Genomic DNA, 16,777 nt, shown 5'->3' on the forward strand with positions numbered 1-16,777 from the left:
CGTAAAATGCCGGTCTTTTTACGCGTATCTCGCAAAGGTGCCCCTTGAGCGCAGCCAAAGCCGTCGGACTTTTACTACTCACCTCCCTGTTGGCGGCGTGCGGCACCTCGCCGCCACGCACGCCCAATGACCTCTGCGGTATCTTCCGCGAAAAGGACGACTGGTACGACGCCGCCAAAGTCACGCAAAAACGCTGGGGCGTGCCGATTCAGGTGCCGTTCGCCATCATGTACCAGGAGTCCGGCTTCCGCCAGGACGCCCTGGCCCCCCGCAAATACCTGCTGTGGATCATCCCCTGGGGCCGCGTTTCCACCGCCGCCGGCTACGCCCAGGCCAAGGACGAAGTGTGGAACGACTACCGCAAGAGCACCGGCCGCAGCGGCGCCAGTCGCCAGGACTTCGACGACGCCATCGACTTTGTCGGTTGGTACATGGACAAGACCTACACCGTCAACGGCGTCTACAAATACGACGCCTACGGCCAGTACCTGAACTACCACGAAGGCTGGGGTGGCTACCGCCAACGCACCTACGCCGCCAAGGCCTGGCTGCCGCCGGTGGCGAGCAAGGTGCAGGCGCGTTCACAGCTGTATGCGGCGCAGTATGCGCGGTGCAAGGATGATTTGGGGCGGGGGTTTTGGAGTCGGTTCTGGCGGTGGCTATAAAGACCACAGTGGTAGTGTTGGATGTGTCTCCTTCTCTCAGCGTGGGAGTGCCGGGTGCTGGGTGTAGCCAAGCATCGGATCATAGATATCAGCGCGCCGATCCCTTTGCAGGTCATTGAGATTGTTCCAGATCGGTGCGCTGCGCGCGCTGCTGAGGTCGATATCGGCAAACAGAATCTCCTGGCAGTCCGCCGACGCCACCTTGCCGATGGGCCAACCATTGGTCCCGGCAATCAACGAGCACCCGAGATAACAGGCATCACGCTCTTCACCAATTCGACTGGCTGCTGCGATAAACACGTTATTGACGTGCGCTGCGGTCATCGTCAGATAAGACGCCATGCACTTGCCGGCCTCATCAAATAACGGGGGAGGGGTCCATACCCAGTTGTTCAGGCTACAAATGATATCGGCGCCTTGCTGGCTGAGAATGCGCGGTACCTCGGGAAACCAGATGTCCCAGCAGATCAGCATGCCGATACGTCCAATGGGAGTATCAAAGACAGGGAAACCTGTGTTCCCAGGGGTGAACCATAGCTTTTCCAGGTTCCAGAGGTGTGCTTTGCGGTACTTGCCGATAAAGCCGTCCGGGCCTATCAGGACGCTGGTGTTGAACAATTGCATGCCGTCTAGTTCGCTAACGCCCGCAGCCAGATACACACGATGCCGGGAAGCAAATTCGATCCAAACCTGCACGCTTCTTCCGTTCGGAACAATTTCGGCATGGTCAAAGGCATCTTGGCGATTGGCGAAGAAGTAACCGCAATTTGAAAGTTCTGGAAGCACGATCAGTTTGGCGCCACCGTTGGCCGCTTCAGTTGCGAGCGCAAGGCTGTGCTGCAGGTTAGTGGTGCGGTGCTGCGTTCCTACCTGGGGATCAAACTGCACGACAGAAACGCGGACAGGGCTGATAGCTGGGTTCATTGCAGAGGACTCTTATGGGGACTGCTCTACATAAGAGGTGATAGGGCGGCAATGCGTAAATCAGGTGCTTCCGTTTAGGTTGTCAGTTGGCGCCTGCCAATCGGAAGCGCTTAGTCGCGGCAAGAAGCAAGGCTTCTTGCCGCGACTCATTCAAATCGGCTGCATACACTCCAGCGACCGATCCACCATCACACTGGCCATGTCCACCAGGTGCATGACCGACAGCACCAACGTGCGTGAAGTCCCTTCCAGTTGATCCCCGGCCGTTTGCGCCGCAACGGCGGCACAACGCAACACGCTGCTGGCATGGGCCAGGGCGTCTTCGAAGTTGAGGTCTGGGGTGGTGGTGAAGAATTGCAGTTCTGAAGCGGGTGGCGCGGGGACAGGTTTGTCCATGGGTTCAACTCCTAATCAACGTTAGAGAGCCGATACCTGCGCTACTAAACGGGGTGGCGGTCGTACGCAGGTTAGTAGACCGGTGATTAGGACCCGGCGCACCCGAAGGTGCCCTGCGCACGGCCACCATAACGCAGGGCCGAAAAATGGCGCCTTGCATAAGGGGGCGCTTGGCGCCTAATCACATCGTGGGCTACTAAACCCGGTCACTGAATGGGCAGTGACCGACGACGACTAGCCACGTGATTTGAGCGGCGCAAGCGGTTGGGATTCTCTCGGAAACGTCCTGCGAGATAAAGGGAAATGTCACTGCTTTTTTCTTGCTTGCGCACCCACATTCTGTGCGGAGGTGATTAGCACGCTGGTAAAAAAACAGTAAGGCTCAAATAATGATTCGGCTGAATGACCCTCAAGGGCTTATCCAGAGGAGGAAAAATGAAGTTTCCTGTGGTAGTACACAAGGACGCGGACTCGGACTACGGCGTGACCATTCCTGACGTGCCGGGGTGTTTCTCTGCGGGAAGGTCTTTTTCCGAAGCGCTGCATAATGTCCGCGAGGCCTTGGCGTTGCACCTTGAAGGGGTGATTGCCGATCAAGAACAGCTTCCGCAAGTTTTAGCGATTGATGTCCACCTGAATAATCCTGATTTTTCCGGTGGATTCTGGGCGATTGTCGACTTGGATTTAATGCCCTATCTGCGAAACACAACTCAAGCAAACACTATCTATCCAACGGATTCCCCATGAGCCCCGAAGAACTCCAAATCACCGACATCCGCCCCGGCACCGGCAAAGCCGTGGTTAAAGGCGCGCTGATCACCACCCAATACACCGGCACACTGGAAGACGGCACGGTGTTCGATTCCTCTTGGGAGCGCGGCAAGCCGTTCCAGTGTGTGATTGGCACCGGGCGTGTGATCAAGGGCTGGGACCAGGGGTTGATGGGCATGCAGGTGGGCGGTGTGCGCACGCTGTTCGTGCCGGCGCATCTGGCCTATGGCGAGCGGTCGATGGGCGCGCATATCAAGCCCAACAGCAACCTGCGTTTTGAGATTGAGTTGCTGGAAGTGCTGACGCGGGACGATTGAGAACGATGGACATGGAAGTTGATTCACACGGGTTGCCGGCGTGTTCCGTCGTGGGCATTCAGGTCGTTGAGCTGGGTGATCGCGATGAGGTCGAGTTGCAGCGGTTTTTTGAGCGGGCGCCGGATTACTTCATCGCGGTCAACGGCGAACCGGCCAATGCGACCGAAGCGCATGAGGAATTGCAGGGACAGTTGCCCGCAGGGTGGGCGTGCAGTCGGATGTATTGGCTGGGTTACCGCGATCTGGAACACCAGCTGGTGGCGGTGGTGAACATTGCGGCGGACTTGCTGGCTGTTGGTGTTTGGCACATCGGGCTGTTGCTGGTGGATGCACGCTTGCATGGCACTGGGTTGGCGCAGCGGCTGCACGCGGATCTTGAGGCTTGGGCTGCGGGCAACGGCGCTCAATGGCTGCGTTTGACGGTAGTCATCGGCAATGCCAAGGCCGAACGTTTCTGGCCTAAGCTTGGCTATGTGCAGGTACGCACCCGCGAAGGGATCACGATGGGGCGTCAGGTGAACAGCGTATCGATTCAGGTCAAGGCCCTGGCAGGTGGGCAGGTGGGTGATTACCTGACGTTGGTGCCGCGAGATCAAGTGGATGCACCTTCCTGAACCCATCCTGAAGAATCTTCTTATTCCCCATACGGAAACTTTCCTACGGTTTACTCTCTCATCATCGGGGCGTAAGCTTCGCGCGTTTTCATCAATAGCGGAGACCCTCAGTGGGTACTTGTTCGAGTGACAGTAGTCGGCCGGTTTCGGTAACCGGCACAGGCTTGGCAAGGTAACGCGCATTTTTCCGATGCCGTTGTCTCGCCACTAAAAGCGAGAAGCGGCATCCCGGCAGCGCCAGTCCTGGCACCTGCCCGAATCCCTCTCATCGACGCTGACCAGCACCCGCCTCACCTCGGGATGCTACGGACGCGCCTGTCTTTTACGACAGGCGGGCCAAGCTGGCTGTGCCTATAAAACGGGCGCGGTGCAGACGGCGGTACCTGCACGACGGTTTTTTCCTCGCGCAGGAGTAACACCATGAACCTGACTCTGTTGAAAGAGTTCTTTGCCGGCTTCCTGCGGACCCGGCACATCGCCCGGCATTTCCGCCGCCTGGCGATGCTCGACACCGTGACCGACGCCAGCGTCAGCCGCGAAGTGCCGCCGACCCTGGCGCAAACCCTGGTGGTCTCGGCCAACAGCAGTGCGGTGCAATTGCTCGGCACCCTGGGCAGCCATTCCGAGGGTTTGACGACTCAGGAAGCCGATGCCCTGCGCGTGCAATATGGCCTCAACGAAGTCGAGCATGAGCAACCGCTGCCATGGTGGGTGCACCTGTGGCACTGTTACAAAAACCCGTTCAACCTGCTGCTGACCTTGCTGGCGGTGATCTCCTGGCTGACCGAAGACATGAAGGCCGCCACGGTGATTTTCTCCATGGTGGTGCTGTCGACGCTGCTGCGTTTCTGGCAGGAGGCCAAGTCCAACAAGGCGGCCGATGCGCTGAAAGCCATGGTGAGCAACACCGCTACGGTGCTGCGCCGCGATGAAGCCAAGCGCATCGAACTGCCAATCAAACAACTGGTGCCGGGCGACCTGATCGTACTGTCCGCTGGGGACATGATCCCCGCCGATTGCCGCGTACTCAGCGCCAAGGACCTGTTTGTCAGCCAGGCGGCAATGACCGGTGAATCGATGCCGGTGGAGAAGTTCGCCCAGCAGCAGGACGCCAAGACCCGCAACCCGCTGGACCTGGAGAACATCCTGTTCATGGGCACCAACGTGGTGTCCGGCGCGGCGACGGCGGTGATCCTGACCACCGGCAACAGCACCTATTTCGGCGCCTTGGCCCAGCGCGTGACCGCGACTGATCGCGCCACCACCTCTTTCCAGCATGGCGTCAACAAGGTCAGCTGGTTGCTGATCCGCTTCATGTTCGTGATGGCGCCGCTGGTGCTGTTCATCAACGGTTTCACCAAGGGCGACTGGACCGAGGCACTGCTGTTCGCGCTGTCGATTGCCGTGGGCCTGACCCCGGAAATGTTGCCGATGATTGTCACGTCCACCCTGGCCAAGGGCGCGGTGTTTCTGTCGCGTAAAAAAGTCATCGTCAAGCGCCTGGACGCGATCCAGAACTTCGGCGCCATGGACGTGCTGTGCACCGACAAGACCGGCACCCTGACGCAGGACAAGATTTTCCTGGCGCGTCATGTGGACGTATGGGGTGAAGAGTCCGATGACGTGCTGGAAATGGCCTACCTCAACAGCTACTACCAGACCGGCCTGAAAAACCTGCTGGACGTGGCGGTACTGGAGCATGTGGAGGTACATCGCGAGCTGAAAGTCGGCACGGCGTTCCAGAAGGTCGATGAGATCCCGTTCGACTTCAACCGCCGCCGCATGTCCGTGGTGGTCGCCGAGCAGGGCCAGCCGCACCTGTTGATCTGCAAGGGTGCCGTGGAGGAGATTCTGTCGGTGTGCAACAACGTGCGCCATGGCGACGTCAATGAAGCACTGACCGATGACCTGTTGGCACGTATCCGTCAGGTCACCGCCGCGTTCAATGAAGAAGGCCTGCGCGTGGTCGCCGTGGCCGCGCAACCGATGGCGCCGGGGCGTGACACCTACAGCCTGGCGGATGAGAATAACCTCACGCTGATCGGTTACGTCGCGTTCCTCGACCCACCCAAGGAAAGCACCGCGCCTGCGCTCAAAGCCCTCAAGGCCCATGGCGTGGCAGTGAAAGTGCTGACCGGCGACAACGAACTGGTCACCGCCAAGATCTGCCGCGAAGTGGGCCTGGAGCAACAGGGTCTGCTGATGGGCAACGACATTGAGGACATGACCGACGCCGAACTGGCCAAGGCCGTGGAAACTACCAATGTGTTCGCCAAGCTGACGCCAAGCCACAAGGAACGCATCGTGCGCTTGCTCAAGGCCAATGGGCATGTGGTCGGCTTCATGGGCGATGGTATCAACGATGCGCCGGCGCTACGGACCGCCGATATCGGTATTTCGGTAGACAGCGCGGTGGATATCGCCAAGGAAGCTGCCGACATCATCCTGCTGGAAAAGAGCCTGATGATTCTGGAGGAGGGTGTGCTGGAAGGCCGTCGCACCTTCGCCAACATGCTCAAGTACATCAAAATGACTGCCAGCTCCAACTTCGGCAACGTGTTCTCGGTGCTGGTGGCCAGCGCGTTCATTCCGTTCCTGCCGATGCTGCCAATGCATCTGCTGGTGCAAAACCTGCTGTATGACATTTCGCAGATTGCGATCCCGTTCGATAACGTCGACGACGAGATGCTGAGTAAACCCCAGCGCTGGCAGCCAGGAGATGTCGGTCGTTTCATGCTGTTTTTCGGGCCGATCAGTTCGATCTTTGACATCACCACGTTCGCACTCATGTGGTACGTCTTTGACGCCAATACTCCCGACCACCAGACCCTGTTCCAGTCTGGCTGGTTCGTGGTGGGGTTGCTGACCCAGACGCTGATCGTGCACATGATCCGCACCCCGAAAATCCCGTTCCTGCAAAGCCGTGCGGCGATGCCGTTGATGGTGATGACCGGCGTGATCATGGCCGTGGGGATTTTCCTGCCGATGGGGCCGCTGGCGCATTACTTCAAGTTGCAGGCGCTGCCGTCGCTGTACTTCGTGTTCCTGCCGGTGATTCTGCTGGCGTATATGGCGCTGACCCAGGCGGTGAAGGGCTACTACATCCGTAAGTTTGGCTGGCAATGAACAGGGAAGATTTCCTATGCAAGCAATCAACAACATCAACCTTGAATCTCTGGTCGACACTCTGGTCAGCCTCACTGCGGCCTTTGTCCTCGGCGGCTTGATCGGTTTCGAACGTCAATACCGCCAGCGTACGGCGGGCCTGCGCACCAACGTGCTGGTGGCAGTGGGCGCGGCGATTTTCGTCGACATGGCTAGCCGACTCGGCGGCGCGGAAGGCGCGGTGCGGGTGGTGGCCTATGTGGTCTCGGGCATCGGCTTTCTCGGTGCCGGTGTGATCATGCGTGAAGAGGGCAACGTGCGTGGGCTCAATACGGCGGCCACCCTCTGGGCATCGGCGGCGGTGGGCGCCTGCGCGGGGGCCGACCTAGTGCTCGAAGCGCTGCTTGGCACGCTGTTTGTGCTTGCGGCAAACACCTTGCTGCGACCGATTGTCAACAACATCAACCGTCAGCCGTTGGACGTGGTGTCGGCAGAGGTCACCAACATCTTGTATGTGATCGCCCGGCGTACCCAGCAGAAAGCCGTACTGGCTTTGCTGGAAGCGGAGCTGGCACGTTGCAACTACCCGGCCAGCGATGTGGACGTGCGTCCCTTTGGCACGGAAGAAGTGGAGATCGAAGCCACCTTGGCCGTGACGTCGGTGGACGGTGACGAACTGGACGCGCTGGTGGCGCGAATTTCGATGTCGACCCTGGTGGTGCAAGCGTTCTGGAGCCCAAGTACTACCGAGTAATCCCCGGCTGTCTGGGATTGTCCCGCGCAAAGCTGACTATGCTGTTACGAGGAAAAGTCCTACAAGCAATCGAGACTATCCCTTCATTTGATAAGCCACACCGTTGTTAAGGTTGCGCCCTTGCGCCTTAGAAACCAAGGCGCAGCTCAACGTATTGACAGTGTTCTATCAAAAGGAGGGGTCTGTCCTACCTGAAGTGTCATGCAGAGTAATCAGTACCGTTTGTCGGAACTGTTACTTTTCACAGGTAGATGGGTCCCGTGTGATATGTAAGCGTACTGATCCCTCGGGGGAGTCTTATGAGCAAAGCTTTAATTGTGGATGATCACCCTTTTATCCGTGCCACCGTGAAGTACCTGTTGAAGCAAGAAGGCTTTGGTGAAATCTATGAAGCGGGCAACGGCGCCGACGCCATGCAGTGCGCGCGTGAGCAGCGCCCGGACCTGATCATCCTCGACCTGGCCATGCCCAAGCTTGGCGGGCTGGAGGTGATCAGCCGGATCAAGGCGTTGGAGCTGCCATGCAAGATCCTTGTGCTGACCTCCTACCTGGCGGTGTTCTTCTCCACCCGCTGCATGCGCGCCGGGGCCATGGGCTTCGTGGCCAAGACGGGTGAACTGGACGAGTTGCAAAAGGCGATCAGGGCGATCCGCTCCGGCTACAGCTGCTTCCCCAGCGTGGCCAACAGTTCAGTGCGCCGTGACGATTTGCAGACCACCGAGCAAGAACTGGTCGAAGCGCTGTCGGACCGCGAATTGACGGTGCTGCAAAAGCTGGCTCTGGGCCTGAGCAATAAGGAAATCGCCGAGGATATGCTGCTGAGCCACAAAACCATCAGCACCTACAAGACGCGACTCAAGGAGAAGCTGCGTATGTCTTCGGTAGTGCACCTGTCCAAGTTCGCCCAGCGCAATCATCTGATCTGAAATGACCACCTCCCGGCTGTTGAGATTCACGGCTGTCCTGCTGATCGGGTTGTTTTCCCATGCAGCGATGGCCCTGGATGAGCCGCACTCCCTACGACTCCTCGGTCACGCCACTCTTGAGAACCCAGGCGTGGCGCTTGATGAAAGCGACTGGCGCTGGTTACGCCAGCGGCGCACGTTGGTGATGGGGGTGTCGGCGCCGGACTACGCGCCTTTCGACCTTAGCAACAACAATGATTTTGAAGGTATCACCGCTGACTACGCGTGGTTGATCAGCCTTATCTTAAGCGTGCCCATTGAAGTTCGACGCTATGACACCCGCGATGAGGTGATCGAGGCACTCAAGCTGGGAGAAGTGGATTTAGTCGGGTCGGCCAATGGCTACGAAGCCGCCGACAAGGGCCTGATACTGTCTCGTTCCTACGCCAATGATCAACCTGTGCTGGTAACCCGCGCGGGTGACAGTCATTTACTGAGCCCCGACCTGGCCGGCAAACGCGTGGCGATGCTCTACCACTACATGCAGCCTGATGCGGTGCAAGCCTATTACCCAGCGGCGCAACTGATGTTGTACGGTTCGACCCACCAAGCCATCGGCGCCGTCGCGTTTGGCCAGGCGGATGTGTACCTGGGCGACGTCATCAGTACCCGTTATCTGATCCAAAAGAATCACCTCAATAATGTGCGCGTGGCCGATTTTTCCGGGCTGGAGGTCAACCCGTTCGGGTTCGCTTTCTCCGGAGATAACATCCGCCTGCTGAATATCATCAACGCAGCGCTGGCCGTGATCCCGGCCAACCAGCAAATGAGCATCCTGCGCCGCTGGAGTGCCGGAGACAGTGGCTTCCTGGAGGCCGACCGGTTGCGCCTGAGCGACGGTGAGCAGCGTTGGCTGGAGAAGCATCCTCGGGTAAAGGTCGCGGTGCTCGACAAGTTCATGCCGCTGTCATTCCTGAATGAGCAGGGGCAATTCGCGGGGCTGAGCGATGAGGTGTTGTCGCGGATCAGCTTGCGCACGGGTTTGAAGTTCGAGATGGTCCACAGCAATTCTTTACCTCGGCAAATTGATGAGGTCAGCAGCGGGCAAGTGGACATGCTTGCGGTCATTACGCCTAGCGTCGAGCGTGCCGAAAAAGTCCGTTTCACCCGACCTTACCTGTCCAACCCCAACGTGCTGGTGGCGCGTGCCAGTGATGAACGGCTGCTCACCCTGGAAGACATGCCCGGAAAACGGCTGGCGTTCATTGGCGGCAACAGCCTCGGTGCACAGATAGCCCGGGATTATCCAGGTATCAAGTTTGTCGACGTCGAGAACCCTGAGGCCGCCATGGACCTGGTCGCCAAGGGGAGTGTCGATGCGACTATTGTTTCGTTGATCAGCGCACGCTACATGATTGCGCGCAATTATCGAGACCGTCTGCGTATCACCACCACGATCGGCACGGAACCGGCGCGCATTGCCTTCGGTGTCAACCGCAGCCAACTGGAGCTGTATTCAATTATCGAGAAGGCGTTGTTGAGTATCACGCCTGAAGAAATGGACGAACTGACCAACCGTTGGCGCAGCGAGATCATCATCGAAGACAGCTATTGGAGCAGCCACCGCAATGTGATCATCCAAGGGTTTGGTCTGGCCGCGTTACTGCTGCTGGTGACGCTGGGTTGGGGGCTCTACCTGCGCAACCTGATACGCAAGCGCGCCCAGGCAGAGCGGGCCTTGAGCGACCAGATGCGATTCATGAGCGTGCTGATCGACGGCACACCCCATCCGATTTACGTGCGCGATCGCCAGGGCCGGTTAATGGCCTGTAACAACGCTTACCTTGATGTGTTTGGCTTCAGGTTGGAGGACGTGATCGGCAAGACTGTGGTGCAAACCGACACGGGCAACCCGCCGCAGGCCCAGTCGTTCCATGCCGATTACCTGGACCTGATGGAGCGGGGCGAGCCGCAGATCCAGGATCGCGTACTCAAGGTGCCAGGTGGTGTGTTGACCATTTACCAGTGGATGCTGCCGTACCGTGACAGTAATGGCAGCGTCGTGGGCATGATCGCCGGCTGGGTGGATGTCAGCGAGCGCCAGCGCCTGCTTGGCCAGTTGCAGGAAGCCAAGGAGGAAGCCGACGCCGCCAACCGTGCCAAGACCACCTTCCTGGCGACCATGAGCCATGAGATTCGCACACCGATGAATGCGGTGATCGGTATGCTTGAGTTGGCCTTGAAAAACGCCGAGCAGGGCCGTGTCGATCAGGACGCGCTAGAGGTGGCGTCGATGGCGTCCCGGAGCATGCTGGAGTTGATCGGCGATATCCTGGACATTGCACGGATTGAAACCGGCCACCTGTCCTTGAGCCTGGAGCAGGCCAATCTCCATGAGTTGTTGGCCTCCGTGGCGCGCGTTTTCGAGGGGTTGGCTCGGGATAAGGGGCTGCAGCTGCAAGTCGAGCTTGATCCGCTGATCGATCGAACGGTGCTGATCGACCCTTTGCGTTTCAAGCAAGTGGTGTCCAACCTGCTGGGCAATGCCATCAAGTTCACCGCCACCGGGCAGGTGCGTCTGGGCGCTCAGAGCACACCGGCATTGGTCGGTGACCACTTGAACCTCCGGTTGTTTGTGGAAGATACGGGGATTGGCATCAGTGCCGAAGATCAGCAGCGCTTGTTCAATCCGTTTTTCCAAGGCAGCAACAACGACCAATCGGCGCGCAGTGGCTCCGGCCTTGGGTTGGTGATCAGCCGCAACCTGTGCGAGATGATGGGCGGCCAATTGCATTTGAGCAGTGTGCAGGGCAAGGGGACGCGAGTGGACGTGACGTTGGCGCTGGCGTTGACCACCGAAACGGCGCTTTCTTTACCTGTTAAACCTGCGCCTGCGACACCTGCATTGAACCTCCTTGTGGTCGATGATTACCCGGCCAATCGCTTACTGTTGACTCGACAACTGAGCTTCCTGGGACATCACATCGTCACAGCCGAGGACGGCGCTGAGGGCTTTGCCCTGTGGCAGGCCGGGCAGTTTGATGGCGTCATCACCGACTGCAATATGCCACTCAAGGATGGCTACACATTGGCACGTGATATCCGTGCCCAGGAGCGTCAGCGTGGCCTGATGCCGTGTCTGCTACTGGGGTTTACCGCCAACGCGCAACCGGAGGAGACCGAGCGCTGCCGGCAGGCGGGCATGGACGGTTGTCTCTTCAAACCGACCGGCCTGGATGATCTGCGCACGGCGTTGGCGTCGCGCACCGCGGCAGCGGTGGTGAAAGAGGGCGTGCCGGTATGTGACTTGAGTACGCTAGTCGCTCTGACAGGTGATGATACTGCCGGGCTCAATGAGTTGCTGACACCATTGCTCGGTAGCCTCGCGGTGGACCGCTTGCTGCTATCGGCGCTGCAAGAACACGCGGACTTTGGCAAGTTGCATGACCTGGCCCATCGGGTCAAAGGTGGCGCTCGCATGGTCAAGGCGGCGGCGCTGGTCGCTTGTTGTGAGGCGCTGGAGGGCGTGTGTGAAAGGGGGGACCGTGATGCATTGGCGGCTTCGGTTGAAGCCATTGGCCACGCCATTGATAGCTTGCATCATAACTTGAGCGAACGCATCAAGCAGACTTGACTGAAGTGGATGTCTATTCGGTGGGTTTGGGAGAATTCCTACATGGAGTAGGAATAAACCTGATTTTGTCTTCGGGGTATGTCTGGAAAATGGGGCTCGCTCACTGACGAGCGCTGCCTGCCCAGGGATTCGCCATGCCAAACAAAGCACTGACCATCCTGATTGCCGATGAACAACACCTGCAACGGTTGTATATCGAGAAAATGCTCAATCGGTTGGGGTACTTCCGGATCGTACCGGTGGAAACCGTTGAAGAGGCCCAGTTGCTCACCGCTATCCCGGCTCTGCCCTTTGATGTGCTGATCATCAATGCGGGGCTGACGGCTCATGCTTGCGGGTCTCAACCCCAGGCGCACCACGTGCTGGTCTACGATCATTTGGACCTGAGTACCCGCGCTGACGTAACGCCGGCGGTGCTGGTGCGGCTGCCCGGCGTGCCTGACAACGTCAACCTTGAACACTTCATGGACATCATTGACCCACCCGCAGCCACTGCCGGCCTGCGGGTGTTGCCGTGGTTGCGCGAGTTATCCCAGCCAGCAGCCGGGGGTTAATCCCATTTCGGTGCGATACCCTTGGGGCTGGTCAGGCGATGGCCGCGTTCCAGCTCGGCAATCTGTGCCATGTCGGCATTACTCAAGGTCAGTTGCAGGGCCTTGAGGTTACTTTCCAGGTTGGTGCGCTTGGTTGACGACGGGATGACTGCGTAGCCCAATTGCATGGCCCAAGCCAGGGTCACTTGCGCTGGGGTCGCCTGATGGCGTTCGGCGATTTGCTGGATCACCGGGTCCTTGAGCACTTCGCCGTAGGCCAGGGTCATGTACGACGTGATCTGAATGCCGTTGGCGGTGGCGAAGTCCACGACCTTGCGGTTTTGCAGGTAGGGGTGCAGTTCGACCTGGTTGGTGGCGATGTTTTCGGCGCCAACGGCTGCAATCGCTTGTTTCATCAAGTCGACGGTGAAGTTGGAAATGCCGATCTGGCGGGTCAGTCCCAGGCGCTTGGCTTCCAGCAACTGGCCCATGAATTCGGCAACAGGCACCTGGTCGTCCGGCGAGGGCCAGTGGATCAGGGTCAAGTTCAGGTAGTCGGTCCTCAGTTTGCCCAGACTTTCGCGCAGGCTTGGAATCAGCTGGCCTTCGGCGAAGTTGGCGATCCAGATCTTGCTGGTGATGAACAACTGGTCACGCGGCACGCCGCTGTCGGCAATTGCCTGGCCGACGTCGGCTTCGTTCTCGTAGATCTGCGCGGTGTCGATCACACGGTAGCCCAGTTCCAGGCCGGTGCTGACGGAATCGATCACCACCTGGCCTTGCAGGCGGAAAGTGCCGAGGCCGAAGGCCGGGATATTGTGCGTTGGGATAGACATCAGTAACTCCTGAAGGGGTGTGAACAATGGAGTCGAGTATCCGCCCGTCGTTCCTTCGGAAAAACCGCCGAATCCGAAAAGGACTCTTTACCGCTGGTCACGAATTGCCAGCGCCTTGAACCGCTGTGTCAATGACAGAACCACCTGACCGCTCCCCATGTTGGGCACCACGTGGGTGAAGGGAATGTCGATCAGGCGGTTCTCGCGCACGGCGCGCAGCTTCGAAAGCACCGGGTCGGTGGTCAGCAACTGCCGCTTGCGGCTGGCCGGTGACCACAGCGCGTCGGCCAGCAGGATCACGTCCGGGTCCTTGGCCAACAGAGTTTCATTGCTGACGGTCACCCGTGACAACGGGATATCGGCCAGTACATTGTGTGCACCGGAAGCTGCCAGCAAGGTGGTGACAAAACCCCGTTGACCTTCGCTATCGAGTCCCCCCACTTCATTGTCCAGGTAAAACACCGACAGCGGACGGGCATCCCCGATCAGCGCGTGGGCGTGTGCCAGGTCAGCATCCAACGCATCGCTCAGCATTTGAGCGCGCTGGTTTTTGTGCAGGAGGGCGCCGAGGGTAAACAGGTCCTGGCGGATATGTCCAAAATAATCCAGGGAGTGACCCGCGCAGGCGGACTCCAGCAGGTACGACGCCACTCTGTTGTTTGCCATCCCGGTGCGGGAGGTGACCCCATCACCGAACGCACTGGCAAAGCCGCCCACCACCATGTCCGGACGTTGCGCATACAGCACTTCGCTGGACGGGTATTTCGTCGCGATGACCGGCACGTCAAAGTACTCGCCATGCCGGTGTGCAATGCCGTTGTCGTCCAGATACGCGACACCCACCAGCGAAGGCCCGGCATCCAGCGCCAGCAGCAGATCGGCGGCGTGCTGGTTGAGTGCCACGATGCGCGAAGGCGGTGACGGGGGCACGCTCCAATCCTGGGCACAGTTGCGATAACTGTCTGCCAGCGCCGGTGTGCAGCAGAACAGCGCGACTGGCAATAACCAGGGTTTTCTCATGGTAGGTCCTTGATCAGCAGGTCTTGCACCACATCGCCACCCACCAGGTGCACATCCACCAGGCGCAGCACATCGGCCTTGTTGCGCACGCCATACCAGCAGCGCTCGGGATATACCGTGAGTACCGGCCCGAGGTTGCACGGGAACTGGCAATGGGTGCGCGTCAGCAGCACGCCACCGGGCACTTCGATGTGTTCATGTTCCAGCAACCGGCGGCGCAGGGTTTTCCACAGTTGCAAGGCGCCGCGCTGCGTACAGCGCGGGCCGGTGCACAGGAATACATGGCGGGCGTGGTCCGGCATGCGGGACCAGTCGGGATGGAAGTCCACCCCGTCGATTTTGGTGATCTCAGTCATCAGAAACGATACGTGTAACGCACCTGCGATGTGAACGGGCGGCCGAGGTTATCGACGTTGCTGGCGCGGCTGGTGACGTAGTCGCGGTCGAACAGGTTTTCCACCAACAGGCTCAGGCGGTGTTGGTGGGCGTTGTCGAGGTAGCGATAGGCATCGGCGTCCACCACGGAGTAGTGGCCGTATTCGACTTTTTTCGAGCTGGTGATGTCGCGGATATAGCGGATCGCAGTACCTGCGCCCCATAAGCGGTTTTCCGATTCGAAACCGATCCGTGAACGGGCGAAAAAGCTCGGAATGTCGTTGATAGTGACCCCGGTGCGGGACTCGGTGAGGTTGCGCGTCATGTCGGCTTGCAGGCTCCACTGGTCGTCGAGTGCAAGCTTGGCGTCGGCCTCGAAGCCGCGCATCTGGATCTGGCCCTGGCCGTTGACCCACTGCACATCGTCAAGCGTGATCAGGTCGGTGATCTTGCGTTTGAACAGCGTGACGCTGGCGCTGAAATCACGCTCGGCCAGCAACCCTTTGTAATCGATACCCAGCTCGGCGTTGCGGCTTTTCTCCGGCTTGAGGTTGCGGTTGCCGATTTCGTCGCCAGGCTCGTTGACGAACAACTGCTCGGCGTTGGGCAGTTTGTAGGCCGTACCGTATTGGCCGCGCAGGGCCCAGTGGTCGTTGAGGTCGTAGAGGGAGGTGAGCATGCCGACGGTTGCGCTGTCGCCGCCGCTCATGGCTTCATGGCGCACGCCGATGCTGGGGTGCCAGTTGGGCAATGCGTCGATCTGTGGCCGCAACTGCGTATACAGCGCATGGGCCTGGGCCTTGTTGTCGTCGATCACCAGTACATCGTCCTGACCCTTGAACCACTGGTTGTCGCTGCCCACCACCAGCACATGGCCGCCTGGCAATTCAGCCTTGCCTTCGGCTTGCACGCCCCAATCGGTAAAGCCCCAGTAGTCATTGTGATTGCGCACATTGCGGCCGCCATTCGCGGTGTTGTCGATCCGTGTATAACGCGTGTCCCAATCGTTGATATGGCCCTTGACGAAGTAGCTCAAGCGCTCGTTGATCGCCTGTTCGAAAGTGGCCGTGGCGATCTGTTGCACGCGGTCGTTGGTGGTCTTGTAGTTGTTTACCGGCCGCGCGAAATCAAGGTTGGCATCGGCATATTGGTAGAACAGCTCCAGGCGCGAGTCATCGCCAAACGACTGGATGGCCTTGGTGCCTAAGGTGGTCACTTCGTACGAGCGTTTTTTGTCGCTGACGCGGCCGCTGTAGTCGCTGTTGCGAAACGGCTGGTAGCCTTCGGAGGCGTTGCGGCTGACATACGCCAGCAGGCCGAGGTCTCCCCAACCGTTGGTGAAGATCTTCTCGACCCGCGCATCGCCGGTGGTGCCGCCGAAGGTATCGACTCCCAGGTTCACTTCACCGGACGTCTCGCGGGTCTGCGGGCTGCGCGTGACGATGTTGATTACCCCCGATACCGCCTGGGTGCCGAACAGCAGGCTCTGGCCGCCCTTGAGCACTTCGATGCGCTCGATGGCGTTGGCCGGCAGCGTGTCGAGGTACAGGCCGCCATACAGGCGGTTGTTCAGGCGTACGCCGTCGAGCAGGATCAGCGTGTCATCGTTGCGCCCGCCCAGCAGGGAATAGGTGCCGTAGTCGAATGGGCCGTTTTTCGGCGCCACGTAGAGGCCGGGGATGAACATCTGCATCACCCGCGTCACGTCGGCGGCGGGGCCGGCGCGTTCGATCTGTTCGCGGGTGACGATCTCCACTTTGCTGCCGTACTGGGCCATGGCGGCGACGGTGGTGGATTCCACGGAGGGGGCGGAGACGATCTGCTGGTTGAGTACCAGGGTGTTGTCGTCGGCCAGCAACAGGGGGCTGAACAGCGAGCCGAACAAAGGGATCAGGGAACGTCGAATCATAGTCTTCTCGAAAGTATCT

General features: G+C 59.3%; 14 protein-coding genes and 1 pseudogene. 9 read left to right on the forward strand and 6 right to left on the reverse strand.

Translation table 11 applies throughout. The annotated features are described in order from the left end of the window. The first annotated feature begins 44 nt into the window (after positions 1-44). Positions 45-665 (forward strand): transglycosylase SLT domain-containing protein, encoded by a 621-nt coding sequence (locus RB216_RS10340; RefSeq protein WP_122684245.1) that lies wholly within the window; start codon positions 45-47, stop codon positions 663-665. 36 nt (positions 666-701) lie between these two features. Here the strand turns inward: RB216_RS10340 and RB216_RS10345 are convergent, their stop codons facing one another. Together RB216_RS10345 and RB216_RS10350 are read right to left on the reverse strand one after the other, a co-directional pair. Next, a complete protein-coding gene (locus tag RB216_RS10345) occupies positions 702-1,589 on the reverse strand; it encodes a nitrilase family protein (RefSeq protein ID WP_033902082.1) in 888 nt (295 codons plus the stop codon). Between the two features lie 150 nt (positions 1,590-1,739). Next, complete coding sequence (locus RB216_RS10350) at positions 1,740-1,985, reverse strand: DUF6124 family protein (RefSeq protein ID WP_308908651.1); 246 nt, start codon at positions 1,983-1,985, stop codon at positions 1,740-1,742. Positions 1,986-2,420: 435 nt separating this feature from the next. On the opposite strand from RB216_RS10350, the pseudogene RB216_RS10355 reads away from it, so the two are divergent. From RB216_RS10355 to RB216_RS10390, 8 genes and pseudogenes are all read left to right on the forward strand, one after another. Then, positions 2,421-2,717 (forward strand): annotated as a pseudogene (locus tag RB216_RS10355) (type II toxin-antitoxin system HicB family antitoxin); the annotation flags it as partial. Between the two features lie 11 nt (positions 2,718-2,728). Continuing rightward, the gene (locus RB216_RS10360; protein ID WP_092249737.1) at positions 2,729-3,073 is read left to right on the forward strand and encodes an FKBP-type peptidyl-prolyl cis-trans isomerase; all 345 of its coding nucleotides are present in this window, start codon (positions 2,729-2,731) and stop codon (positions 3,071-3,073) included. Positions 3,074-3,084: 11 nt separating this feature from the next. Further along, the gene (locus tag RB216_RS10365) at positions 3,085-3,687 is read left to right on the forward strand and encodes a GNAT family N-acetyltransferase (protein WP_122684495.1); all 603 of its coding nucleotides are present in this window, start codon (positions 3,085-3,087) and stop codon (positions 3,685-3,687) included. 420 nt (positions 3,688-4,107) lie between these two features. Next, positions 4,108-6,813, forward strand: coding sequence for a magnesium-translocating P-type ATPase (mgtA, locus tag RB216_RS10370; RefSeq protein WP_028619627.1), 2,706 nt, complete (start codon positions 4,108-4,110; stop codon positions 6,811-6,813). 16 nt (positions 6,814-6,829) lie between these two features. Then, entirely contained in the window at positions 6,830-7,546 is a 717-nt protein-coding gene (locus tag RB216_RS10375; RefSeq protein ID WP_010211291.1) for an MgtC/SapB family protein, read from the forward strand. Positions 7,547-7,845: 299 nt separating this feature from the next. Beyond that, complete coding sequence (locus RB216_RS10380) at positions 7,846-8,472, forward strand: response regulator transcription factor (protein WP_028619628.1); 627 nt, start codon at positions 7,846-7,848, stop codon at positions 8,470-8,472. Position 8,473: 1 nt separating this feature from the next. Continuing rightward, on the forward strand, positions 8,474-12,085 hold the full coding sequence (locus RB216_RS10385; protein ID WP_308908652.1) for a transporter substrate-binding domain-containing protein: 3,612 nt from the start codon (positions 8,474-8,476) through the stop codon (positions 12,083-12,085). Positions 12,086-12,219: 134 nt separating this feature from the next. After that, complete coding sequence (locus tag RB216_RS10390) at positions 12,220-12,639, forward strand: ANTAR domain-containing protein (RefSeq protein WP_028619630.1); 420 nt, start codon at positions 12,220-12,222, stop codon at positions 12,637-12,639. Here the strand turns inward: RB216_RS10390 and dkgB are convergent. From dkgB to RB216_RS10410, 4 genes are all read right to left on the reverse strand, one after another. After that, positions 12,636-13,454, reverse strand: coding sequence for a 2,5-didehydrogluconate reductase DkgB (gene dkgB, locus RB216_RS10395; protein ID WP_308908653.1), 819 nt, complete (start codon positions 13,452-13,454; stop codon positions 12,636-12,638). The two genes, RB216_RS10390 and dkgB, sit on opposite strands and share 4 nt — an antisense overlap. An 87-nt stretch (positions 13,455-13,541) precedes the next feature. Then, entirely contained in the window at positions 13,542-14,474 is a 933-nt protein-coding gene (locus RB216_RS10400) for an ABC transporter substrate-binding protein (protein WP_308908654.1), read from the reverse strand. Then, a complete protein-coding gene (locus RB216_RS10405; RefSeq protein WP_122684258.1) occupies positions 14,471-14,830 on the reverse strand; it encodes a (2Fe-2S) ferredoxin domain-containing protein in 360 nt (119 codons plus the stop codon). Before RB216_RS10405 ends, RB216_RS10400 begins: the two co-directional genes overlap by 4 nt. After that, positions 14,830-16,758: a TonB-dependent receptor plug domain-containing protein gene (locus RB216_RS10410; protein ID WP_308908655.1), complete on the reverse strand. Its 1,929-nt coding sequence runs from the start codon at positions 16,756-16,758 to the stop codon at positions 14,830-14,832. The genes RB216_RS10405 and RB216_RS10410 overlap by 1 nt, the downstream gene beginning before the upstream one ends. Between the last annotated feature and the right edge of the window lie 19 nt (positions 16,759-16,777).

Source organism: Pseudomonas canadensis (genome assembly GCF_030980095.1).
GTDB classification, from domain to species: domain Bacteria; phylum Pseudomonadota; class Gammaproteobacteria; order Pseudomonadales; family Pseudomonadaceae; genus Aquipseudomonas; species Aquipseudomonas canadensis.